Raw genomic sequence first — 23,852 nt, 5'->3', positions numbered from 1 at the left:
GCAGAGAGGATTCATATCCCCTTCTTTATTACAGTCTCTTGGAAAAAAGAGCAGACAGCTGCCAAACTGTTCTGCTCGTCACCTCTACCACATTCTTGTTAAGGAAAACTTCTCCCCGTCAATTTCCACTTCCAATGTATCCTCCGTAAAGGTGGCCACTTGTATGTCAATTTCCTCTGGATACTCGACAGGCTGCCACGAATGGTCTTCTGCTGATGTTACGTTTATCGTAATGCTTTTATTCGTTTCATCGTATTTCCAATTGCCATAATAAAATGTGCCTTCACTATCGTCACCGGTTATTTTCGACCAATTGGCGGAACCGCTTTCGGAAAGGAGGAGGGATATGTACACATTTTCATCGGAAAATTCCCATGAGCCGGCGAGCGGGTTGTCAATTACTGACGGGTCTACTGGTGCGATTGTGGTCTCGGTAATCCGATCTTCCACGATTTCAAAATCTCGAATGATTTTCGTATGTGGCAAATAATCGATGGTTACCTTATCTCCTAAATAAAATTCTGCTGGCTTTGTTAGTACATAGTCGGTATTTTCGATTTCCACTAATACGTAGGACAGTGATTTGTTGCCGGAAACATTTTCGTAATCCGTTACGTAGCCCGTTATCGTATTTGTCTTTCCGAACAGATAGGAGGGGAAATCGAGTAAAAAGCTTCCACCGATGGCTAATGCTCCTGCTGGAATTCCTAAAAAGATACCGAGGAGAAGCACTAGCGAGAAAAAGGAACCAAGCTTTTCGCTAACCTTCGTTTTCCATTGTTGGAATGGAGACAGTTTCCGGAGCTTTTTCTCTTTCTCCCTCCGTTTTCGTTCGTTTCTTTTTTCCATATTCTTTTGGAAGTCGGGGTCTGTCCGTAACCGGTATTGCGTATACAAGCCGTCCCAAACAATCTTCCAGAAAAATATCGTCAAAATTCCTATCGAGCAAACGGATACAACAATTAGATAAAATAAATAGTAGGAAAAAAATGCCGACAAAATCCATAACGCAATGAAAGCTAAAACGATATACAGCATGCTATTTTCCCTCCTTTTTTATTTATTATAAAGGAAATCTAGTGGGCTGACTGCTGCAACGTATCAAATGATTAATCCAATCATTCTAAAAATAGTTTCTGTGGACAAGGATTGAACGACGGAGGAAACCGATACGATTTATCCGTTAATTTGAGATGAGGATATACGCCAGGCAGGATATGGAACGAAATTATTAGAAGCAGTAGAAAAAATTGCGCGCGAAAAAGATGTGACTTTATCAAAGTCGATACGTTGAGCTTTCAAGCTTTAGATTTTTATCAAAAAAATGGCTATCAAGTGTATGGCAGTATAGACAATGTCGGCAGAGAATTTGAGCATTATTATTTGAAAAAGGACTTATCGATTCCATCATAAATGGTAGCAATGCATTGACAAATGAAGAAAATGAAATACAATTAATAATAATTAATATGTGCATAACGAAGATTTGTTTTTCAACATTTCGGAGTATAAGAACAAAGGCTATGAAAAGAAAGAGTAGCAATCACGTAGACAGACAGAAAGTTACCGGTTGATGAGAGGTGCATGTCGAACGATTGTGAATACATCTTGGAGCTGTGTACCGAATGGGAGATTCCTTAGTAGGCTACGCCGGTTAAGCACCCGTAATCATGTGCGAAAGTATCGTCCCAATGACCGTACTTACGAAGATAGGCAATGTGAATTGTCTATGAATAAAGGTGGTAACACGAGATAAATCGTCCTTTTGGTTCATCCAAAGGGGCGATTTTTTTTTATCCTTTGTTTCTTATAGAACTTGCAATATTAGAAATAATATTTCAAGGAGATGATTGTATGTTTGTAAAACCAGAGGAGCAATTAAAAATTATTCGCAAAGGTGTTCAGGAAATCGTTAACGAGGAAGAATTATTGACTAAGCTAGAGAAATCCTACAAGCAACAAACCCCGCTTACGATTAAACTCGGACTGGATCCTTCTGCACCAGATATCCATTTAGGTCACGCGGTTGTATTGCGAAAAATTAAACAAATGCAAGATTTAGGTCATAAAGTAGTCATTATTATCGGTGATTTTACGGGTCGTATTGGCGACCCAACCGGGAAAGCAAAAGGACGAGTAGCGTTAACGGACGAACAAGTGAAGGAAAATGCCAAAACCTACTTTGAACAAATTTTTAAAGTGTTAGATTCCGAAAAAACGGTTGTCCGTTATAACAGTGAATGGCTAGCAAAATTAACCTTTGAGGAAGTCATCAAATTAGCTGCTTCCACATCTGTCGCAAGAATATTAGAACGTGATGATTTCCAAAAAAGATATCAAAATCAAGTACCAATCGGTATTCACGAATTTTTTTACCCACTCATGCAAGCGTACGATTCGGTGGAGATCGAAGCCGATATTGAGTTAGGCGGTACAGACCAAACCTTTAACATTTTAATGGGGCGCACCTTGCAAAAACATTTTGGACTTGAAAAGCAAATTGCCTTGTTTATGCCATTACTGGAAGGTCTTGATGGTGTCGAGAAAATGAGTAAAAGTCTTGGCAATTACATTGGGGTGAATGAACCAGCAGAAGTTATGTTTAAAAAAGTAATGGAAATACCAGATCACCTCATCATTAAATACTTTGAGCTAGCAACCGACGAACACCCAGATAAAATAGAAAAAATGAAACGCCTCCTTGAAGAAGGGGTTAATCCAAGAGATATTAAACGGACATTGGCGAGCATTATTACGAATTTATACTGGGGAGAAGCAGAAACGAATCGTGCAATCGAATATTTTGATACGGCTTTTCGGAAAAAAGAAATACCAGACGATATTCCAGAATTATTAATAGAGGCGGGTAAAGATACAGTAGAAGCCATCATTCCGCAGTTGATAGAAAAAGGCTTTGTAAAAAGTAAAAGTGAATTTTTACGGCTAATTAGACAAAATGGAGTGCAACTAAATAAAGAAAAATTACAAGAAGCAGATCTAGCCAATGTGTTAATGCACGAGGATGTATTAAAAATTGGGAAAAAGCGGTTTATCCGTTTTATAAAATAATAGTGAAATCAATCGGGAGGCATCCATTTCGTTTGACTAATGGGTGCCTTCTTTTGATTTAACCGATGGTCATTTTTTTATAAAAAAAATTCTAGCCAACCAAATGGATAGAATTTAAGTGTAGTTATCATATGTTATTCTTTATCTTTGGACCAAATGGTTGTACGATTTCTGCCTTCTATTTTTGATTGATACAACGCAATATCAGCGTTTCGGAATATTTTTTCATACGATTCCGCGTGTGCTGGAAATTCAGAAATTCCGATCGATATGGTAATTGGTTTGCCAATCGGACTCATGCTATTGGCAATTGTGATCCGAATCATCTCTGCGAGGTAATATGCTTTTTCGGTTTTCGTATTTGGCAGAATGAGAACAAATTCCTCGCCACCATAGCGAAATAATCGATTTGTTTTCCGAATAACAGATTGAACGGTTTGTGCAAAGTCTCTTAGTACTTCATCTCCCGCCTGATGGCCATAGGTGTCATTAATCGATTTAAAATGATCAATATCAATCGAGATTAACGTAAATAATTGCTTATCGTTTACTAACCTATCCATTACAGTATTTAAGCTTCGTCGATTTGGTAATTTGGTTAGCGGGTCTGTCATAGCCTCTACGGTTAGCTTTGTATTATGTTTTTGAACGGAATCAATGGCTGTTAATAGACTATCTGTTAACAGATGTGCTTCCCGATTCCAACGAGTAGGTTTTACAGGTGTGTTCACTTTCTGCCCATCCCCAAACTGACGCACCATATCGGCGAGCTGTACAAATGGTTTCGCTAGCAACCGGGTAATAAATAGGGATAGTAACAAAAGAGCGAGAAATGGTGGCACTATATAGAAAATAAGTTTCTCGACATGCTCCCTAAGTAGCTTCTGGACATAGGAAACGGGCGTTTGTTGAATAATCCTCCAACCGGTTTCGGGGATGGTGCTATAGGCTGCAAGCATTCGAATTCCTGCTGAATTGGTGATTACCTGGGCACCGCTTTTTTCTTGTAGAACATCATCGACAAAAGGATTTTCTTTTGTTTTCTCGCCAACAAGGTTGATGTCTGGATGGAACAGTATGTTTCCTCTTTGTTCAACGACATAATAGTAGGATCCATTTTTATCTGAAATATCATTACCAAGAATCTCATATAGGACATTTTTTTCTTGCAGGTAGATCGTTCCCCCAATGATTCCTCGGTAATTCCCTTCCTTATCATAAAACGGCTCACTCATTAATATCATAAACCGCCCAGTACTGGAATAGAACGGTATAGTCAATGCGGGTCTTTTACTTGCCACTGCCTGTTGTATCACATCATTGGTAATTTTGTCTCCTTTAATACCAACAGAGAGAGGAGAAATGTTTTGCATCCGATTCTTTTCATCAATCCAAAACAAGGAATTAAAATATCTCGAGCTTTTGCGTACAAGCTGTAATTGCTGCTGAATTTCTTCATCACTCATCCCGTTATTTTCCTCAAGAAAAGTGGTCGTATCCTGCAAACTCATTCGCATTGCTTCGAACAAAGAATTCACTGATTGGCTAATCTTATTCGCCTTCGAACGATTTAAGGTTAGGTAAGTGTTGTAGAGAGACTCTTTCTCAGACTGATACGAAGCCCCGATTAAAATCAAAATCGTCAATATCACCGATCCGGATACGAGGAAGGTTAATAGAGTAGAAAGCTTATATTTCCGAATGATTAATTTTCTCATGATAGTAAATCCTTTAGTTGGATATATTCTATGTGCATTTTATTCTAGTATAATTTAAATGCAAAAAAGTTTATAGTTGTTTAGATGAAAAACCAGTAATTTCCAAATGGTAGACTAATGCTAATAGGCAGAAAATACGTGCCTGAAAATGGTTAACGGATTGTATATCTTCGCCATTGTTCGGCAAAAAAATAAAACAAACGTTTGATTGAAAATGGTACTTGGTCTTGGTATTGCTTTGTTTTTGGGAAGGAGGTTGTGCGTATTTCGACAGGGGAGCGGTAGCGTGTGGTGATGGGCAAGGTGTTTGGGAAACGAGTGCTAGGATGAGAGTGTTCGTAATTCTTTTATTATATTAATATAATTGGACGTTCGTCGGAAAGAGGTTCTATTTTTTCGGGAAACGGCGCGGATTTTTCTGGAAAGAGGGCAGATTTTTCGGGAATCGGCGCGAATTTTTCTGGAAAGATGGCAGATTTTTCGGGAAGTGGCGCGAATTTTTCTGGAAAGATGGCAGATTTTTCGGGAAGTGGCGCGGATTTTTCTGGAAAGATGGCAGATTTTTCGGGAATCGGGGCGGATTTTTCTGGAAAGAGGGCAGATTTTTCGGGAAGTAGCGCGAATTTTTCTGGAAAGTGAGCAGATTTTTCGGGAAGTGGCGCAGATTTTTCTGGAAAGTGAGCAGATTTTTCGGGAATCGGCGCGAATTTTTCTGGAAAGAGGGCAGACTTTTCTGGAAGTCGTGCGGATTTTTCTAGAAAGTGATCCAAATTTCCCCTGAAGTTAAGTGACTTTTCCGGAACAGCATGAAGATTTCCCGGTACCTACCCAGGATTTTCTAGCGTACCATTTCACCAAAAAAAGAATCGCAGCTATCAATAAGAATAACTGCGATTTTTTTCCATTATTTTCTTATCTACTTTTTCATTAATCTTCTCTAGTAGCTCGTAGTCTTTTAAAAGCTGTTCTTTATTTTTGTCGATTAGCTCTTTCAAATTTATCGGTTTTTTCACCATCTCTTTTTCCTCCTTTCAGTTTGATAGGTTTATCGTATCAGGTAGATATGTCAGGAGTATGTCCAAATCGTAAACAAATATCGTTTTCTATTAATAATTTACAAATGTTGTTACTCCGTAGGGAGTATGATAGTTGCGATGGCTTAGTTCATCTAGCCAGTTTTTATGCTGAAGTTGATACATGCCATAAATCGTTTGGTACGTATGATTGCGGACATTTATTTCAATAGGTTCTGGATGTTCTTCTAGCTTTTGTCTATATTCCTCAAATGCATGCTGATTTGGCACATGGAAGATCTCTAACACATCCCCTAGTTCCATATGCTTTTCAATATAGGTGAGAAACAATTGATTTCCGACACCATGCGCCTCGTAAACATACGGCATCGTAAACAATCCAGCTATTTTATCCTTCCAATAATCATCAATTTCTTGAACAGTAAAAGAAATTGCATCCTCTTCCCGTTCAAAAACCATTCGATTATTGTAATCTTCTATTTCCTTTGGGATTTGAAATGGTCGTGAGTGAGCCAAAAATGTAATTTCTGTCATTGTCCCCGTTTAGTTTCGCTGTCTTTCAAAAATGATTTCAAAATAGGCAGCGGAACCGTATCCTTTCGTGCTAGGCGCAAAAATTTGTACCAATCGCCAACCTTCATTGGCATGCTGGTTGATAATTTCTTGATAATCATCTTTTGGAGCGCTATTCCATTTACTAAGGTCTACTTTTACGAATTTGTATTCATACATTTGCTGTTCCTCCTTGAAGGATTGTCTACTATATATACGGATGAAGAGGGGAAAAAGTTTCATTAGTTTTTGCTTTATTCAGATTTTTAACGATGTGGAGGATGGATGATTTTTCTGTGTGAGTGGTGCAAAAAAAATTGGAAGTAGGTGAGCTATTTTTCGAGAACTGTGAATAAAATTTTGAGAAATGTGTCGGGAATTTCCGGAAGATTGGTTGAAAATTTCCGGAATACCGACAAAAATTCCGGAATTGCCGAGAAAATTTCGGGAATAAGTAAACGTTTTTCCGGAACGGTCCCCGAAAGTTCTGGAATATCAATTGAAAATTCGGGAATTGCAGCAAGGATTTCTGGAATTGGCGAGTGCTTTTTGGAAATTACGTCGAAAAGTTCCGAAATACCGGTAGAAAATTCGGGAACTGTAACAAAAAGTTTTGGAATCTATCACTATTTTTCGGGAATCACCGCAAAATTTTCTAGAATATCGGTAAGAAATTTTTGCTACGAATACTAAAAAACCTAATACAATACCCATATTTTTTTTGGAAACACATCTACTTCAATTCCGAAAAATTTTTTCTAGTACTAACAAAATGCGCGATGAAGTAAATAATCATCTGAATTGGCACGGAATAGGTAAATTTCCAGTTTGCCGCATGATAGACCTTCATCCATTGAAAGAATGGTTCACCAATGTAGGAAGTAAGCAAGGCGAAAAAAATAGCTTTTAGAAATGGGCTCGCATTTGGTTTAAATTGCAATATATACAGGATGGTTACCGGCATTAGCGTTAAATCCCACGGTAAATAAGTGGGAAGTACCGGTACAACATTAAACCGGTAATGCCACAAAGCCCATTGATCCCCAAGAACGTCAAGGACTATTGATATCACCATGACGACGAACCCTGAATATAGCAGGCGATCTCTACTTTCCTTTTTATGAAAAAAAATCCAAATAATCCATGGAATAATCGAAAAAGCAACGCCGAACCACCAAAGTGGGGAAAAGACAATATAGTCGAACCATATATCAACTTTTTGCTGAATAAGCGCTTCAATTTCGTTTACATTTTCATCAATGATTTTCACGATATGTTGAGTGTTATTCACCAATATACCCTCACTTTTTGGATAATGTTTATATAATTAGCAAAAAGTACATGGATTATTTACATGCAAAAAAATTGGAGTGTCGTTAACCAGGGCGATAAACATTTTACAAAAAACGAAGCCATTTTTAATTAAAAAATTCAGCTAACGTGGAAAAATCCACATTCACAGGTTAAATAGCAATATGCATAATCCAACCAATTCAAATAGCACATAAAAAAACTTGAGGAAATTTTAACCTCAAGCTTTTTGAATTGATTATGTTGGTCATTTATTTTAATCCCCCGTTAGTGAAAAACTCCCGTATTATTCTTCATTATCATCTTGTCTTTTTTTTCGTAGATTATAAATATAGACTATTGGAATAAGTCCGCAAATAAATAGTATACTACCCATAATTACACCATTTATTATTGTGAAGCCATCAGTAAGTGAAACAAAAAATCCAACAACAATTGAAATTAAAATAAGCACCACCAGTGAAATAGTTAGATTCTTTTGCGGGTGAATTTTATTACTTTCATGATCTGCGCTTATACTCATTGATAAATATGCAGAAATAATAGTGGCTATCAAAAATACAAGCCATAGGGGATTTTCTCTCATCCCATCTAAACCTTTTGTAACTAAGTCATATCCTAAAATCCCAAGAATACCAACAGTTTGAATGATATATGCAATACGGATGTTTTTTAAATTTTGTAATACTAAACGTTCATCTGTAATTTTTTTCATTTTCAACTATTCTCCCTTTCTACCCAAAATACTTCATCTAATGTCCTGTTAACTGCATAACAAATATCCAGACACAATTTTAGGGTTGGATTATATTTTCCCTTCTCAATCAAACTAATAGTTTGGCGAGTGACACCTATCTTTTCTGCTAATTGTTGTTGTGTCAAATTAACTTGAGTACGAGCAATCTTAACTTTATTCTCCAAATGTTAAATCCCTCCTTAAAACTAATTGTAACATATATATTACATAATTCAATATATATGTTACATTTTAAACGGAACTATTTTTCCACCATCCTCACCCGTTAGTACTAGAGCAAAAAAAGAAGCATTAATCCTTATTGGATCAACGCAACCAATAGCACAAAATATTAGAGTGATACTTAAACGAAATAAACCATTCTTATTCCTTCCTTTTTGAGATTTGCCCTTCTAACGCACTGGCACTAATTTCACTATTGTAGCCGTTAGTACAATAATATATTGAATTGATTTAGATAATAGTTAGTATTTCAATGTTGATGCCCAAATGAAAAGATAAATGGGAGCAATAAAACAAATAGCCAAGAGCGTAAGCGAGATTATAAAAGGCAGACTAGAATCGGTTCCGACTGAAAACCTTAGCAATGCTTCGTTAGCCAGTATAAAGGATATAAAACTAAGATTTTGAATTAGTATCATTACTTTTCCAGTTCTTGAAAACTGAATTTCTTTATTTGCTTCAGTTAAATTGATATAGTTCAATTTTTCTGGCTTTTTAACTAATAAACCAATAAGGAACCAAATGAAAATACCCAAAATAGGCATTATATACAGGATGTATTTCGGACCCCAGTTATCTGGAGTGTCGTTAGTAAAGTGTATTGCGATACGTTCGGGAATATCTGCCCAAAGGTAGACTAACTTAAAAATATGGTAGCAAAGGATCGTAATGGAGATTATAACAAGCGTTACTTTAAAATGTTTCATTTTTATCACCTTTCATACTTAAAAACTTTTTTCTCAATCCTGCCCCGTTCGTTTTTTTTATTCTAATGCAGCTCAGTCTAAGGTCTTTTTACAAATGGCAACAATCTATACGAAAACAGCCAATTGTACGATTTGACGTATAGCCTAAAGCACAAGTGCGACAATCCCAGCGGCCAATAATACTATAGATCCTGTTAACATTGTGATTTGAGTAGGGCGATTCATTTGATGGAAAAATTTTATTAACATCACACAACACCTCCATTTGTATCATTATTCCCTCATAAACATGTAAATGTCCTGTTCGATAAAGCTAACAGCCACAATCGCGAGCATACATGCAGTTATGTAGCTAATGATTCGATACGCTTTTCTCTCTGGTCCAAACCGTTTATACAAACGAAATACGGATTGAATTATCGGCAACAGAAGAAAAGTGGCGCAAAGGGCTACGAAATCAATACTAGTAAACGGTTTTTCGATAAAATAACTCCAATAATAGATAGCGTATAACAATACGATGAAAAGAAGGATTAGATAAAAATACATGAGAACTTTTTTCACGAGGGCACCTGTTTTTTCATTAATTTTAAAAACTGCTTGTATTAAAATCTATAAATCAATATAATATCTTCTTTCTTTCTCCACCACTTCAAAACCAACAGACTGATATAGTCGCAATGCTGTTTCGTTTACTGTATCCACCATTAATTGTGCGGTTGTTAGTCCGCGTTCCTTTAAGTATATTAGAGCGGTGGTAAGCAAGTATGTAGCAATTCCTCGCTTGCGCCAATTACTGCGGACAAATACATCCTCGATAATGCCAATTTCCTCTTCCTTCCAAGCCATTGCACTACCAATTAATTCGTCATTCATTCTCACCGTGATTGCGCTCCACCATTCATTTGCCTTGTATTCGTGTAATCGTCGCAGACCAAGTGTCGCTTCTGGCCAAATTTCATCCTCCACTGCTAAATATTCTTCCTCTTCCTCCGTGCTAGCCATCTTCCAAAAGCTACCCTGCATGTTAGAAGCGGGGAGCTGTACTTGTATAATTGGCTGCTGCAAATCCCGCCTCATTGTATATAGCGTATTCAACGGAAGGAAACCCAATTCCTTTGTGAAAAAATCATTGTTATGAACCTCGGTGGCAAAATTCCCGACACAGAAGTTCGTTTGATGCGTAGGGGATAAATTTTGCTTTATTTCTAACGCCCGGGAATATAATTTTTCGTAAACTGCCCGAAGTAGTGTACTATCTGTTTCGCGCTCCGGTAATGTTTTCAGATTTAAATAGATAGAATGTTTACTAGTTGGTGACTGCCCATCTTTCATTTCATTTATTACTTCAACCTGTCCTTTTGCCACCATTTGCCCATCCTCATAAGCACAAAACACATTCCCCCAATTTTCCTCCGGCCCAATCCACCAAAACACAACTTTTCGATTACTTGTAACCGCCTGATAAAAAGCACCAAGCATCGGCATATCCGCTTGCTGAAAATTTCTAATCTCCAAAGAACCCATCCACATGTTCCTTTCTGATAGTATTTATTTCTATTATGTTAGAAAAGTGTTAATTGTACAAATTGTTTTTGGAGGGAGTTCCCGAAAAATGTGGGGAAGTTCCCGAAAAACGGGGGGCAGGTTCCCGAAAAATGTGGGGAAGTTCCCGAAAAACGGGGGGCAGGTTCCCGAAAAATGTGGGGAAGTTCCCGAAAATGGGGGGCAGGTTCCCGAAAAACGCGGGGAGATTCCCGAAAAATGTGTGGATATTCCAGAAAAACGAGGGCAAGTTCCCGAAAAACACGGAGAAGTTCCAGAAAAAGCGAGTGGATGTTCCCGAAAAAATAGGCGAGATTCCCGAAAAAATAGGCGAGATTCCCGAAAAATGTGGGGAAGTTCCCGAAAAAGCGAGTGATGTTCCCGAAAAAATGGACGAGATTCCCGAAAAATATGGAGAAGTTCCCGAAAAAAGAGGGGAGATTCCCGAAAAACGAGGGGAAGTTCCCGAAAAACAGGGGCAAGTTCCCGAAAAACGAGGAGAAGTTCCCGAAAAACACGAGCCAGTTCCCGAAAAACGCAGAGGATATTCCCGAAAAAAGAGGTCAAGTTCCCGAAAAACAGGGGCAAGTTCCCGAAAAACGCGGGTCAAGTTCCCGAAAAACACGGGGAAGTTCCCGAAAAACACGGGGTAGTTCCCGAAAACCGCGGGCAAGTTCCCGAAAAACGTGGCGAAATTCCCGAAAAACACGGGCAGGTTCCCAAAAAACACGGGGGACTTCCCCAAAAAAAGCATGTCCCCGCGCCACTTCCCAATAAACAACCATACCCCCATTAATCAAACGATAAAAAACGCACCCTAAATTGCCAATTAAGGTGCGCACATTTGGAAATGATATTTAAAACTTAATTTCCTGCATCCGCTGTTCTTTTCAAATCAACGGTTACTTTTTTCTCCTTCGCTTGCTCCACCCGTTTAATAAAGAATGCAAGCACCAAGCTAATGACGCCAAAGATTAGAATCGTTAAATATGCATCACCGATTCCTTGAATGGAAGCTTCCATTTTCCAGTGGCCGAGGGATGCTTTTTCCGTAGCTGGTGACATCATCTCGGTTAGGTGGGTGGCGGTTCTGTTTGTCATGATTGTTACGATTAGCGATGTTCCAATGGCGCCGGCTACTTGGCGGACGGTGTTGGAGATCGCGGTGCCGTGTGCGTGTAGACTGGATGGTAATTGGTTTAATCCGGCGGTTTGTAATGGCATCGTTACGAATGCCATTCCGATTCGTCTGCCGGTGTACATTAAGATTAGAAAAGTATAGGAAGTCGCGTCTGTTAAATTCGTAAATCCTAACGTAAATCCAATAATGATCGCGACTCCTGTGATGGTTAACCATTTTGCTCCGAAGCGATCAAATAGTTTACCCGTGATTGGATTTAATAATCCCATTAAAAGTGCACCAGGTAACATCATTACTCCGGATTCCAAAGCCGTATATCCACGTGCATTTTGCAAGTATAGTGGAAGTAAAATCATATCGGCATACATCATAATTGTCACGCCAATATTAATAATCGTGGTTAACGTGAACATGTTATATTTAAACGCTCGAAGATCCAAAAATGGATTTTCTGAAACTAATTGTCTCCATGTAAAGAGGAGAAGTGTCACGATGCCGATGATAAGGGAAAGAATTACTTCGAGACTAGACCATCCTTCCGAACCAGATGCTTCACTAAATCCATACAATAACACCCCAAAACCAATCGTTGATAACACTAAACTAAGAACATCGATTTTTATTTTCGTGGCTTCTGATATATTTTTTAAATAGATAAATCCACAAATAATAATAATTACAGTAAATGGCACCATGCCATAAAACAATGCTTGCCAAGGGAACTCTTCCAGAACGTAACCAGCGATTGTCGGACCGACAGCTGGGGCAAAAATAATTGCAAGTCCTACAAATCCCATCATCATTCCACGTTTTTCTGGTGGGAAAAGTGATAATACAACGTTCATCAATAGCGGCATCATAATTCCTGCACCAGCTGCTTGAATTAAACGTCCAGTTAAGAGGACTGGAAAGCTAGGAGCGATGGCAGCTACGATTGATCCAATCAGAAAGATAACCATTGAACTTTGAAATAATTGCCGAGTAGTAAATCGTTTCATTAGAAATCCGGTAATCGGAATGAGTATTCCATTGACCAACATGTATCCCGTCGTTAGCCATTGTGCTGTGGAAGGTTCAATTTTAAACTCCTCCATTAACGTAGGAAGGGCAACCGTCATGATCGTTTGATTAAAGGTCGTTAGGAATGCACCAATAATCATAATGGTGAGAATGGACCCCTTTTTTATCGAATTGCTTTCTAAGCTCAATTTTTTCATCCTTTCATAAAAAATAGTACATATTTTATTTACACATTGTTGTATAATTAACAAGATATAAATTAAATTATATTTAGAATGCCGAATGATTACAATTTACAATTTTGGTGAATCTGTAAAATAGTTTACATATTGTATATTTCTGTTGTTTATTTTTGCAATTTGCGACAGAATTGGTGAGATTGTTAAAGAGGTGGATGAAATGGATAAAAAAACGCATACCGATTTACGTGTTTTACGTACGCGTAAGTTGCTGCGCGATGCTTTTGTCGATTTATTGCAGGAAATGGATGTAGAAAAAATATCAGTAAACCGCTTAACCGAGCGTGCCACGATTAATCGTGTAACCTTTTATTTGCACTATAAGGATATTCCGGACATGATCGAAAAGCTTACAGAGGAAATGATCGCGGACATTACAGAAGTTTTGGAAAAAAGCGCGACAAGGCAAAACCCAGTAGAAAGCGGTGATTGGCCAGTCGGCTTTGTCAACCTACTAGAATATATCGCGGAAAATGCGAAGTTTTACAAAACGGTACTTGGTTCGAACGGTATCGGCATCTTTCGCGAGCGACTAACGTTTTTGATACGGGATCGGATTGTATCCGGTGTGGAAGAAAAAAGGGGAGAAACTGCGCCTTTGAAGGTGAAGAAGGATATTTTGTTATGGTATGATTCCTCCGCATTTATCGGGACAATCGTATCCTGGCTGCAAAATGATATGCCGTATACACCGGAGTTTTTGGCGAAGCAGTTTTATTTGATACATACGCGGGATTTTTGAAATGTATAAAGGAACGATTACTTTGTAAATTTAGAAGGAATTGACACGTTTTTCTAGAATGTAACCTAATATAAGTTAGTGGAATGGTAATTCATCATAAAAAATTTTGAGATGATGTGGGTAAAATGAACAAAGAATTTACTAGATTTTTGGAAGCGCTACAGTTACTGCCAGTGGATAAATGGGACTCTTGCATCGTAGACCATACAAAGGAATACGTTCCGGGTAAAGGAAATGCTAAGATTAGAAATCTATTAAAACAAAAATGTACAACAGATAGTGGGGTATATGGTTATTTTAATCAGGACGGGGAATGTTTATATATCGGTATGGCAAATGACCTAAGTGGTAGAATATATGGACATTACAAAGCAGCTTGGGTAGAGGTAAGTAAAGGGACAAACCGGGATCCTCATCAGCTGCCGTTTTTTAAAGAGCATAAAGGTATTGTAAATGTCAGATGGTATAAAATAGCGGATATTTTTGAAAGGCAAGCAATTGAGGCAATGTTAACGAGAGTTCTCAAACCTAAATACATTGAATTTATGAGAGAACGGCAAAAAGTTAAAAAAGTAATGAAATGATATTTTGTATAGTTGGTTTAAGTTGTTTGCAATTTTTGTACAATAAAAACTACTAGTTGTCGCATTCACCACCGAAGTAGAATAACGAGCGGAAGGTGACTATAGAATATAGACAGAAGGTGAAAAACATGCAACCAAAATGGCTAGAATGGGCAAAAGAACTCCAAGCAATTGCACAGGCTGGATTAACGTATTCCAAAGATGTGTATGACTTGGAGAGATTTGAACAAATTAGAGAGCTAAGTGTGGAAATTATGCACGAGCATACAATGGTTGATAAGCAAATGATAAAAGATTTATTTACGAATGAGACAGGCTATGCAACACCGAAAGTCGATATTCGTGCCGTGATATTTCGGGAGAATAAAATCTTAATGGTAAAGGAAAAAGCGGACGGGCAGTGGTCTTTGCCTGGTGGATGGGGGGATATTGGACTTACCCCGAGTGAAGTTGCGGTGAAGGAAGTAAAAGAAGAGTCCGGATTCGACGTGAAAGCGACGAAAATAATCGCAGTCTTTGATAAAATCCGCCACCCGCATCCCCCATCTCCGTACCACGTCTATAAACTGTTTATCCAATGTGAAATTATCGGCGGACAAGCAACAGAGGGCATGGAAACAAATGCGGTTGCATTTTTTGCGGAAAACGAGCTGCCACCATTATCTGTTGAGAGAAACACGGAATCACAAATTCAATTAGCATTTAAACATTTACATAATCCGCAGGAACCTGTTTATTTTGATTAAAATAAAGCTAGCAAAAGCCTATCCCGGTATATACTGGGATTATTTTTTTGCCCAAAATAGCTTAATCTTTACAGTATTTACAATAAGTTAACTTTGACATCCCACTGACATATTCCGCCCCTATACTTGGCAATGTAGAAAGAATCAAAAAAATAAAAGGAGGTTCCTACAATGCCAAGTTCAACCTCATTTAATCCAAATGGACGACAAGAATTGAAGCATGCGATTTCCAATGCGGAATATTATGTGCTTCGTAACAAGTTACTTCATTTTATGCACAGTGATCCAAATGCTGGACGAGATGGGAAATATCATATCCGTTCTACGTACTTTGATAACTTTGATAATAAAGTTTTGACCGAAAAGAAAGAAGGCTTTTTGAACCGGGATAAATATCGGGTTCGGATTTACGAAAAGTGTGATCGAGTAGTTAATCTCGAGAGGAAAAGTAAACGGAATAATGTAACATTCAAATCGAAGTGCACTATTACCCGGTCGGAATACGAAAGGATATGCGTCGGGGATATTCAATGGATGGAGACTGACGAGCGCGAATTGATTCGCGATTTATATCGTGAGATGATCTATCATTTGATAAAACCGCAAACCGTTGTCGACTATGAGCGGGAAGCATTGATTTATCCGTATGGCAATGTTCGGATTACGTTTGATTGCAAGGTACAGTCGAGTTTACAAAATATTGATATGTTTAACAAACAGCTACCGATGGTCGATGTGTTAGATCCGAATTTAGTCATTTTGGAGGTTAAATATGATGAGTATCTTCCGGAAGTGATTAAGCTATTACTTCAATTGTCCGACACTAGACAAGAGGCATACTCGAAATATCAATTGAGTCGAATGTATGGATAACCGATTTTTATATTAAAAAACAAATGAGGAGAGAAAAAAATGAATTCAACAACGTTTACAGATATTTTTAAATCGAGCTTTTTAGAGAAAACTGCTTCCTTTTCCTTAACGGATTCCTTGCTTAGCCTAGGCTTTGCATTAATACTTGGACTTTTTATTTACATTGTCTATAAGAAAACCTTTAATGGTGTGATTTACTCGCATTCTTTTAATATCTCGCTGATTATTATGACAATGGCGACGTCACTTGTGATTATGGGGATTAGTCAAAATGTCTTGTTATCGCTTGGGATGGTTGGTGCTTTGTCGATTGTGCGGTTCCGTACACCAATTAAGGATCCGATGGATTTAGTGTATATTTTTTGGTCTTTGATTATCGGGATTTTATGTGGTGCCGGCTTTATTTTACTCGCAGTAGTAGGTTCTATTGTCATTGGACTAGTTATTGTTTTATTCGCAGGCAAAATAAAAGTGGAAAATCCGTATTTATTAGTTGTGAAATTTGATAACGAAATTACAAACGAGGAAATTGAACGGATGATTAAAGAAAACACAAAGAAATTTTCACTAAAATCGAAATCTGTTATGAAGGGCTATGAAACAGAAGTTACCTATGAAATTCGTGTAAAAGACAATGATTCGAAAATTGTTGCAGAAATATCCGAGCTAAAGGGTATTCATTCTGCAGTCATGTTAAGCTATGATGGCAATTTTACCGCATAAATAATAGAGATGATAAAAGGACTGAATCAAATGGATAAGAAACTACAAAAGATCCTCTTTCCTTTATTACTCGGCACCTCACTTCTCGTTAGTGGCTGTGATGGGAATTCTGATTCAGCCACCGAGGATGAGGATGGTGTTGTGATTAATCTAGTAGAATATGAGGATAGTGATTACTATACGGATTGGCAGGCAGATAATTTTACTTTCATCCATTTAGAAGGTACGACAGCAACCGTTGATGGTGATGGCGGTGCAGTAGTGGAGGATAGCCAAATTTTGATACGCACAAGTGGAACATATGTCCTTGATGGAACGCTTACGGATGGACAAATTGTTGTTGATTCCGAGGACACAGGGAATGTTCGCTTAGTGTTAAATGGCGTGACAATCCATTCTACAACGAGTGCACCGATTGATGTTAAACAAGCAGATAAAACAATTGTTTCATTGGAAAAAGGTACAGAAAATGTACTATCAGATGCAACAGAATATGTATATGAAAACAACACAACGGATGAGCCAACGGCGACCATTTTTAGTAAAGATGATTTAACAATAAATGGGACTGGTGCTTTGACTGTTCAAGGTAATTTTAATGACGCCATAAAAAGTAATGATGATTTAAAAATTACTGGTGGAACTATCCAAGTTACTTCTACTGATGATGGGATAGTTGGTCGAGATGTGCTAGCTGTAAAAGACGCCGCAATTACGGTAACGGCAGGTGGCGATGGTCTAAAGGCTTCTAATGACGAAGAGGAATCAAAAGGTAATGTAATATTGGAAGATGGTTCATTTACCATTAAAGCCGATGGTGACGGGATACAAGCGGAGCAAATCGTTGCAATTGTTGACGGGGAGTATACGATTACAGCAGGTGGTGGTAGCCCAGAAACTATCACGAACCAAGAAGCCGGCATGGGAATGGGTGGCGGTATGGAACGTGGAGGTGGAGGTCCTACTAATTTTAATTCAGCAGACATCGCATCATATATTGATCGATTATTAGATGGAATCGATGTTTCGGATGAGCTGAAGGAAAAACTGGAAGCTGCCGAAACAATGGAAGAGGTTCAAACAATTTTACAAGACAATCCAGAGGTGCTCGAGCAAATCCAGGAAAACGGAAATATGCGTAGTCCTGGTGGAATGAATGGTACACCGCCAGAAGGAATGGAGGAAGGTGCTAATTTTACTCCGCCATCTGATGGTCAAGGATTCCAGCCACCTGATAATGGGGGGGATTCTGAAAATGGACAACCTAGTGAAGCTCAAGGCAATATGAGTGAAGCTAGTGATGAACAAACTACAGAAGAAGAAACGGTAAGTACAAAGGGTATTAAAGCTGGAGCCGAGCTTTATGTAGCTGGAGGAACAATAATAATTGATTCCCTAGACGATGCCCTCCATAGTAATCAAGATGTCACCATTTCTGGTGGGGAAATTATGATTACCACCGGTGATGATGGCATTCATGGCGACGCAGATGTGCTCTTGAATGGCGGCGAAGTTTCGATTGAGAAAAGCTTAGAGGGAATTGAAGGTGTAAATATAACCTTTGCGGGTGGAACGTATCATGTTCATGCAGAGGATGATGGAGTCAATGCAAATGGTGGAAGTGATGAGTTTGGAATGACTGCACCACCAACGGAAAATCAAGATACGGCAGCGGCTACTAGTCAACCCGAGGAAGAAACAGCAGAGGAAGGATTATTGCTAATTGAAGATGGCTATTTAGTTGTCGATGCGAATGGTGATGGACTAGATTCCAATACTTCCATAAAAATGACCGGTGGTACCGCTATTGTCTATGGTCCAACCGATAACGGTAATGGTCCACTTGATTACGGAAATACTTTTGACATCGAAGGCGGGATTCTTGTAGCTTCCGGAAGCAGTGGGATGGCACAAGGAGTATCAGAGGAATCTAGTCAAAATGCTATCATGATGACCTTCTCTGAATACCAAGAAGCGAATACGAGCGTCTATGTAACCGATGAAAACGGAGAGGAAATTTTTGCTATTACCCCTGAAAAAGAATTCCAAACGATTGTTATTAGTACACCAGACTTGAAATTGAATCAAAACTATACATTACACTCAGGCGGAGTACTAACAGGTGAAAATAGCGATGGCGTTTATCACGAAGCTAGTTATGAGGAAGGCGAGTTAACAGTAGAATTTACAATGTCTAGTGTAATGACATATTTAGACGAAAATGGTGTAACAGAAGGTAACTCCCAAGGAATGATGAATGGAAATCCATTCGGCCAAGGCGGATCGAACCCATTTGGAACAACAGAAGAAAATGAGCAAGGATCTGAAAATTAGATTAGTAGGATAGCTTTTGAAAGAGAGCAGCCAAACCATGTGGTTTATAGGGTGGCTGCTTTTTTGTTGAAGGTACTGAAAAAGAACTGGGGGATTCCCAGAATTTAAGGAGAAGTTCCCGAAAAAAGTAGGGAGGTTCCCCAAATTTATGGTGAAGTTCCCGAAAAAAATAGGGAGGTTCCCGAAATTTAAGGAGAAGTTCCCGAAAAAAGTAGGGAGGTTCCCGGAATTTAAGGAGAAGTTCCCGAAAAAACTAGGGAGATTCCCGAAATTTAAGGAGAACTTCCCGAAAAAAGTAGGGAGATTCCCGAAATTTATGGTGAAGTTCCCGAAAAAAACAGGAAGATTCCCGAAATTTAAGGAGAAGTTCCCGAAAAAAGTAGGGAGGTTCCTGAAAATTAAGGAGAAGTTCCCGAAAAAAGTAGGGAGGTTCCCGAAATTTAAGGAGAAGTTCCCGAAAAAAGTAGGGAGATTCCCGAAATTTAAGGAGAACTTCCCGAAAAAAGTAGGGAGGTTCCCGAAAATTAAGGGCAAGTTCCCGAAAAAAGTAAGGAGATTCCCGAAATTTATGGTGAAGTTCCCGAAAAAAACAGTGAGGTTCCCGAAATTTAAGGTCAAGTTCCCGAAAAACCCAGGGAGGTTCCCGAAAATTAAGGGCAAGTTCCCGAAAAAAGTAGGGAGGTTCCCGAAATTTATGGTGAAGTTCCCGAAAAAAACAGGGAGGTTCCCGAAAATTAAGGAGAACTTCCCGAAAAAAGTAGGGAGATTCCCGAAATTTAAGGTGAAGTTCCCGAAAAAAACAGGAAGATTCCCGAAATTTATGGTGAACTTCCCAAAAAAAGTGATCAATACTCCCAAAATCCCCTAATAAACTTGTAATCACCTATTCTCATCCACCCCCTTCCCCAAAAATACAAAAAACTTCCCCATTCGATTGTCCATTTTTCGCCAAACTCTATATAACGATAATGAAAATAATTTTACCGGGGAGAGGGATGGTTATTATGAGTAAGTTTTTAGTGAATGAGCGGCCGTTTTTTGTGTTGCCGACGTTGGCGAGAAGACTTGGGGTGGAAGCGGCGATATTTGTTCAGCAGCTTCACTATTGGCTAGGGGAAAGTAAGCATGTTCATGAAGGGCAGAAATGGGTGTATAACACCTATGAAGATTGGCAAGGGCAATTTGATTTTTGGTCAAAGTCGACAATTAAGCGTTTGATTACAAAGCTGGAGCATATGAATGTCATTGTTACTGGGAACTACAATCGTTCGAAGTTCGACAAAACGAAATGGTATACGATTAATTATGAGATGTTGGATCGGCTATGTGAAATAGAGTCGAGTGAGACTGTGTTAGCAGAACCGGACGATGTGCAATCGATGGACGAGCCTATTCTTGTCGATGAATGTGATTCATTATGTCTAGAGGATAGAAACAAGCCATCGATAAATGACCATTCGCGTATGGAAAATCTATCAAGTGCAAGCTCCACAGATAAGCAACGTCTTGCGGAGGGGAGAAAAACGTCCCACGCAGTGACCAGTTTGCCTACACCAATACCAGAGACTACTTCAGAGAAAACCCAAGAGAATTTTTTAATCACCACCACCACCAACAATGCGCACGCGCCTGTAGACAATCCTTTTCGATTTTTTGAGAACTGTGGCTTTGGTACGCTGAACGGCTATATTTTTGAAAAAATTAATGCGTGGAGTCATGATTTGTCCGAGGATATGGTGGTGGAAGCGATGAAACAGGCGGTTGAAAATGGGAATAAAAATTGGCGGTATGTGGAAGCTATTTTACTTAGCTGGGTGGATAAAGGATATTCCTCAGTGGACGAGGTACATGCAGCCGAGCAGGCGTATCGTGAATGGAAAATGAAACAGGTAAAACGCGAGACTCCCCCTGAAAAGCAGGAAAAAACACGGTATTTTGTTTATGACATGAATGCAGGAGAGGATGAGGAATGAGTCTAGTGGAAAAGGCATTTTTAGGCAGCCTGATGAAGGAAAACTATTTAATGAAGGATACCATCATCACACCAAATCAGCTAGTAGAGGTACGTCATCAACAGCTGATGATGCAGATGTTGGAGCTCCATCAATCAGGGAAGGGCGTGGATTTAATCACGCTCTCCACCTTGCCGAATCTTGCCTATTTTGGAGGAATTAGTTATTTGAATGAATTGCTAGCCCATGCGGATATCGATAAATTTGGAGAAATCGAGGATTTAATTTTAGAAGAGTGGAAGGAACGGGAAAAGCGTAATATTTTAACGATTGCTGCGAAGGACAATTGGGAAATTAGCAAGGTAATCACCCACTTGGATAAAATTAATCACGTGAAAATGAATGATCATAGCTCGATTACGGAAGCATTACACCGAATGTATGAGGCGCCTTGGATCGAAAAGGAAGAGGAGAAAATTGCCACCTCTGGATTACGAGAGCTCGATAAAATAACTGGTGGTTTTCAGAATGGAGAATTGACAATACTCGCAGCGAGACCCTCGATGGGGAAAACCGATGTGATGCTCCATTTTGCCAAAGAAGTGGGATGGGCAGGCTATTTACCGATTATTTTTTCATTAGAGATGCCAGAAAAATTACTGACCACTAGGCTTATCGCATCCACTGGCAAATACAATCGAATCAAATTGCGGAATCCGCAGAAGCTGTTAAGTGAAAGCCATAAGGCACGGTGGGCTAGTGTGATTGGAAAGCTTAACGAAACCTATATTCAAATATTTGACCAAGCAGGACAAACTATTGCACAAATGCGTGCAAAAATTCGCAAACTCATGCACCAATATCCAAATCGTCAGCCGGTAATTTTTATCGATTATTTAACATTGATCCGGCCACAGCAATTACATTATGTGAATTCGCATCATCAAGTTTCAGAGATTTCCCAAAATCTAAAAACAGTAGCGAAGGATTTCGAATGCCCGGTGATATGCTTAGCACAGCTGAATCGTAGTGTGGAAGCAAGAGCAAATAAACGTCCGGTCATGTCTGATATCCGAGAATCGGGTAGTGTTGAGCAGGATGCGGATGTGATTATCTTCCTGTATCGGGAAAAGTATTATGACAAAGCAAGCAAGGATTCCTCGATAGAATTCATTGTGGCAAAAAATAGGAACGGTCCAACCGGCAAGATTGATGTGGAATACAACGAATATACCGGGCGGATTTGGGAGGAAACAACGGGAAAATGAGCGGAATGCCCATAATATATACAAAATATAGGAGTGAGTCTTTTGCAAGTAAAGGAATTATATTATGATTGCTTAATTACGGAAGAAGCCATCCTAGCCCATTACATTCATCATCTTCTACAGGAAGGAAAGCTATCACTAGAGGATGATATTGCAGCGATTAATTTGGAGCAGGCGAATCATGAAAAAGTAGCAGAAATGATTGAACGGAATGTTTTAGGGATTCATCGGGTTCGTGTCTATTCACTAAAAAAGAGTAAGAAATGCTTTGTCTTTATTTTTGCCTACAGTGAGAAAGATGCGATTCACTATTTTATTCAAACCTTTCGTAGCAGGCCAATGAATTGTATCGAGTATCCGCTAGATTTTGAGTTTGTCAGAGGGAAGGGAACGATATCCTTCTGGGAGCTGCGACGGGAGTATGAGGAGTTTCCGGCTGTTGCTGGGTATTACGTAAAAAATTGACCGTTTTTTTGTTTATTCGGCGAAAATTATATGATAAATCAGAATTTTATTTTATAATGATGAGAACATATTATTAGGAGGAAAAGGAATGGATGGCGGCTTTCGTTTCGCGGATTCTTTATATCAAATTGTAGTATTTCTTATTTTTTTCGCGATTATCATGCTCATCGTCGGGATCGTTCGCTCGCAATCCAGACGGCAAAAGCAGCTGGATACTATTGTAAAGCGATTGGATGCTATTAGTGAAAAGATAGATAGAATGAAAGAATAGGAAAGGGGAAGGTGAATTTTGCTGAAAGTAGGATAAGCTAATGTACGTCCATGTGATTACCTCCTATTCCCTGCTTTCTTTTGTTAGATTGATAATACATATTAGAGGGGGCATGCCTTTTGAATATAGTATTTTTTTGTATTATCCTCGTTTCTTTTTTCGCTTCAACGATCAGTTCTTTATGGATATTAAAAAGGAAAGAAAACAAATGGTCGGCATTAGCAGTTGCCTTTATTGTGAATTCGCTTATTTTATCAATAGCGACAATGTTCCTTTATAAAACAGACAGCCAGATGTTTCATAAGCAGATGGAAGGATTGTTTGCGAGTTTAGGAGTATTGGTGCTTGTATTTTTTATCCCGATTATTACATGGATTAACTATTTTATTATCATGGGAGTAAAAAAGAAGGGTGTCCGTTTATAATAGATAAGCGAGTCCTGTATCGCATGATTCTGCCATTCGTTATATTAACATGTAAAAGATTAAAATTAAGGAAGCGAATGCTACCTCTCGATTCTACAATAAAAGGCATCCAACCGCTGGATGCCTCATCGCATATAAGCAAATTTAATCTAAA

At 38.7% G+C, this 23,852-nt stretch carries 27 protein-coding genes, 1 pseudogene and 1 other annotated feature; of the genes and pseudogenes, 15 read left to right on the top strand and 13 right to left on the bottom strand.

Annotated elements, in window-relative coordinates; translation table 11 throughout:
• Positions 1 to 84: 84 nt before the first annotated feature.
• A complete protein-coding gene (locus OEV98_RS06300) occupies positions 85 to 1,038 on the bottom strand; it encodes a hypothetical protein (RefSeq protein ID WP_263072374.1) in 954 nt (317 codons plus the stop codon).
• 154 nt (positions 1,039 to 1,192) lie between these two features.
• On the opposite strand from OEV98_RS06300, the pseudogene OEV98_RS06295 reads away from it, so the two are divergent.
• Positions 1,193 to 1,413, top strand: a pseudogene (locus tag OEV98_RS06295) (GNAT family N-acetyltransferase); the annotation flags it as partial.
• A 101-nt stretch (positions 1,414 to 1,514) separates the two neighbouring features.
• Positions 1,515 to 1,768 (top strand) — a binding site (T-box leader).
• A gap of 86 nt (positions 1,769 to 1,854) precedes the next feature.
• Positions 1,855 to 3,069 (top strand): tyrosine--tRNA ligase, encoded by a 1,215-nt coding sequence (tyrS, locus tag OEV98_RS06290; RefSeq protein WP_263072373.1) that lies wholly within the window; start codon positions 1,855 to 1,857, stop codon positions 3,067 to 3,069.
• A 134-nt stretch (positions 3,070 to 3,203) separates the two neighbouring features.
• Here the strand turns inward: tyrS and OEV98_RS06285 are convergent, their stop codons facing one another.
• From OEV98_RS06285 to OEV98_RS06235, 11 genes are all read right to left on the bottom strand, one after another.
• On the bottom strand, positions 3,204 to 4,787 hold the full coding sequence (locus OEV98_RS06285; RefSeq protein ID WP_263072372.1) for a sensor domain-containing diguanylate cyclase: 1,584 nt from the start codon (positions 4,785 to 4,787) through the stop codon (positions 3,204 to 3,206).
• Between the two features lie 350 nt (positions 4,788 to 5,137).
• Positions 5,138 to 5,557 carry a ribosomal eL19 family protein gene (locus tag OEV98_RS06280; RefSeq protein WP_263072371.1) on the bottom strand — a complete coding sequence of 140 codons (420 nt, stop codon included), beginning with the start codon at positions 5,555 to 5,557 and terminating at the stop codon, positions 5,138 to 5,140.
• Positions 5,558 to 5,662: 105 nt separating this feature from the next.
• Positions 5,663 to 5,803 carry an FbpB family small basic protein gene (locus tag OEV98_RS06275; RefSeq protein WP_263072370.1) on the bottom strand — a complete coding sequence of 47 codons (141 nt, stop codon included), beginning with the start codon at positions 5,801 to 5,803 and terminating at the stop codon, positions 5,663 to 5,665.
• 90 nt (positions 5,804 to 5,893) lie between these two features.
• Positions 5,894 to 6,355: a hypothetical protein gene (locus tag OEV98_RS06270; RefSeq protein ID WP_263072369.1), complete on the bottom strand. Its 462-nt coding sequence runs from the start codon at positions 6,353 to 6,355 to the stop codon at positions 5,894 to 5,896.
• A gap of 9 nt (positions 6,356 to 6,364) precedes the next feature.
• Positions 6,365 to 6,553 carry a DUF4177 domain-containing protein gene (locus OEV98_RS06265; protein WP_263072368.1) on the bottom strand — a complete coding sequence of 63 codons (189 nt, stop codon included), beginning with the start codon at positions 6,551 to 6,553 and terminating at the stop codon, positions 6,365 to 6,367.
• Positions 6,554 to 7,106: 553 nt separating this feature from the next.
• A complete protein-coding gene (locus OEV98_RS06260; protein ID WP_263072367.1) occupies positions 7,107 to 7,664 on the bottom strand; it encodes a CBO0543 family protein in 558 nt (185 codons plus the stop codon).
• Between the two features lie 306 nt (positions 7,665 to 7,970).
• Positions 7,971 to 8,399 (bottom strand): hypothetical protein, encoded by a 429-nt coding sequence (locus OEV98_RS06255; RefSeq protein ID WP_263072366.1) that lies wholly within the window; start codon positions 8,397 to 8,399, stop codon positions 7,971 to 7,973.
• 2 nt (positions 8,400 to 8,401) lie between these two features.
• Positions 8,402 to 8,605 carry a helix-turn-helix transcriptional regulator gene (locus OEV98_RS06250; RefSeq protein WP_263072365.1) on the bottom strand — a complete coding sequence of 68 codons (204 nt, stop codon included), beginning with the start codon at positions 8,603 to 8,605 and terminating at the stop codon, positions 8,402 to 8,404.
• Positions 8,606 to 8,905: 300 nt separating this feature from the next.
• Positions 8,906 to 9,370 (bottom strand): DUF1648 domain-containing protein, encoded by a 465-nt coding sequence (locus OEV98_RS06245; protein ID WP_263072364.1) that lies wholly within the window; start codon positions 9,368 to 9,370, stop codon positions 8,906 to 8,908.
• A gap of 273 nt (positions 9,371 to 9,643) precedes the next feature.
• Positions 9,644 to 9,934 carry a hypothetical protein gene (locus tag OEV98_RS06240; RefSeq protein WP_263072363.1) on the bottom strand — a complete coding sequence of 97 codons (291 nt, stop codon included), beginning with the start codon at positions 9,932 to 9,934 and terminating at the stop codon, positions 9,644 to 9,646.
• Between the two features lie 48 nt (positions 9,935 to 9,982).
• The gene (locus OEV98_RS06235) at positions 9,983 to 10,888 is read right to left on the bottom strand and encodes a GNAT family N-acetyltransferase (RefSeq protein WP_407676491.1); all 906 of its coding nucleotides are present in this window, start codon (positions 10,886 to 10,888) and stop codon (positions 9,983 to 9,985) included.
• A gap of 62 nt (positions 10,889 to 10,950) precedes the next feature.
• Here OEV98_RS06235 and OEV98_RS06230 point away from each other — a divergent pair, with 62 nt between their 5' ends.
• Positions 10,951 to 11,568, top strand: a complete 618-nt coding sequence (locus OEV98_RS06230; protein WP_263072361.1) for a ribosomal eL19 family protein — start codon at positions 10,951 to 10,953, stop codon at positions 11,566 to 11,568.
• Between the two features lie 211 nt (positions 11,569 to 11,779).
• Here the strand turns inward: OEV98_RS06230 and OEV98_RS06225 are convergent, their stop codons facing one another.
• Positions 11,780 to 13,273, bottom strand: coding sequence for a DHA2 family efflux MFS transporter permease subunit (locus OEV98_RS06225; RefSeq protein WP_263072359.1), 1,494 nt, complete (start codon positions 13,271 to 13,273; stop codon positions 11,780 to 11,782).
• Between the two features lie 202 nt (positions 13,274 to 13,475).
• Between OEV98_RS06225 and OEV98_RS06220 the strand changes: the two genes are divergently transcribed.
• The 12 genes from OEV98_RS06220 to OEV98_RS06165 all read left to right on the top strand — a co-directional run bounded on the left by OEV98_RS06220 (position 13,476) and on the right by OEV98_RS06165 (position 23,698).
• Positions 13,476 to 14,057 carry a TetR/AcrR family transcriptional regulator gene (locus tag OEV98_RS06220; RefSeq protein ID WP_263072358.1) on the top strand — a complete coding sequence of 194 codons (582 nt, stop codon included), beginning with the start codon at positions 13,476 to 13,478 and terminating at the stop codon, positions 14,055 to 14,057.
• A 125-nt stretch (positions 14,058 to 14,182) separates the two neighbouring features.
• Positions 14,183 to 14,641 carry a GIY-YIG nuclease family protein gene (locus tag OEV98_RS06215; protein ID WP_263072357.1) on the top strand — a complete coding sequence of 153 codons (459 nt, stop codon included), beginning with the start codon at positions 14,183 to 14,185 and terminating at the stop codon, positions 14,639 to 14,641.
• A 128-nt stretch (positions 14,642 to 14,769) separates the two neighbouring features.
• On the top strand, positions 14,770 to 15,387 hold the full coding sequence (locus OEV98_RS06210) for an NUDIX hydrolase (RefSeq protein WP_263072356.1): 618 nt from the start codon (positions 14,770 to 14,772) through the stop codon (positions 15,385 to 15,387).
• 171 nt (positions 15,388 to 15,558) lie between these two features.
• A complete protein-coding gene (locus tag OEV98_RS06205) occupies positions 15,559 to 16,260 on the top strand; it encodes a polyphosphate polymerase domain-containing protein (RefSeq protein ID WP_263072355.1) in 702 nt (233 codons plus the stop codon).
• Positions 16,261 to 16,299: 39 nt separating this feature from the next.
• Positions 16,300 to 16,983: a DUF4956 domain-containing protein gene (locus tag OEV98_RS06200; RefSeq protein ID WP_263072354.1), complete on the top strand. Its 684-nt coding sequence runs from the start codon at positions 16,300 to 16,302 to the stop codon at positions 16,981 to 16,983.
• 30 nt (positions 16,984 to 17,013) lie between these two features.
• Positions 17,014 to 19,317, top strand: coding sequence for a carbohydrate-binding domain-containing protein (locus OEV98_RS06195; protein WP_263072353.1), 2,304 nt, complete (start codon positions 17,014 to 17,016; stop codon positions 19,315 to 19,317).
• Between the two features lie 148 nt (positions 19,318 to 19,465).
• Positions 19,466 to 20,185 (top strand): hypothetical protein, encoded by a 720-nt coding sequence (locus OEV98_RS06190; RefSeq protein ID WP_263072352.1) that lies wholly within the window; start codon positions 19,466 to 19,468, stop codon positions 20,183 to 20,185.
• Between the two features lie 136 nt (positions 20,186 to 20,321).
• A complete protein-coding gene (locus OEV98_RS06185) occupies positions 20,322 to 21,290 on the top strand; it encodes a DnaD domain-containing protein (RefSeq protein ID WP_263072351.1) in 969 nt (322 codons plus the stop codon).
• Positions 21,287 to 22,537 carry a replicative DNA helicase gene (locus OEV98_RS06180; RefSeq protein WP_263072350.1) on the top strand — a complete coding sequence of 417 codons (1,251 nt, stop codon included), beginning with the start codon at positions 21,287 to 21,289 and terminating at the stop codon, positions 22,535 to 22,537. Before OEV98_RS06185 ends, OEV98_RS06180 begins: the two co-directional genes overlap by 4 nt.
• Positions 22,538 to 22,579: 42 nt before the next feature.
• Positions 22,580 to 23,002, top strand: a complete 423-nt coding sequence (locus OEV98_RS06175) for a hypothetical protein (protein WP_263072349.1) — start codon at positions 22,580 to 22,582, stop codon at positions 23,000 to 23,002.
• Between the two features lie 88 nt (positions 23,003 to 23,090).
• Positions 23,091 to 23,273 (top strand): hypothetical protein, encoded by a 183-nt coding sequence (locus OEV98_RS06170; protein WP_263072348.1) that lies wholly within the window; start codon positions 23,091 to 23,093, stop codon positions 23,271 to 23,273.
• Positions 23,274 to 23,392: 119 nt separating this feature from the next.
• The gene (locus OEV98_RS06165) at positions 23,393 to 23,698 is read left to right on the top strand and encodes a hypothetical protein (RefSeq protein WP_263072347.1); all 306 of its coding nucleotides are present in this window, start codon (positions 23,393 to 23,395) and stop codon (positions 23,696 to 23,698) included.
• Positions 23,699 to 23,852 lie beyond the last annotated feature (154 nt).

The sequence above is a fragment of the Perspicuibacillus lycopersici genome, assembly GCF_025660475.1.
In the GTDB taxonomy this organism is placed as follows: Bacteria; Bacillota; Bacilli; order Bacillales; family Caldibacillaceae; genus Perspicuibacillus; species Perspicuibacillus lycopersici.
Note: the sequence above shows the minus strand (reverse complement) of the source record. Positions and strands in the feature narration are given on the sequence as shown.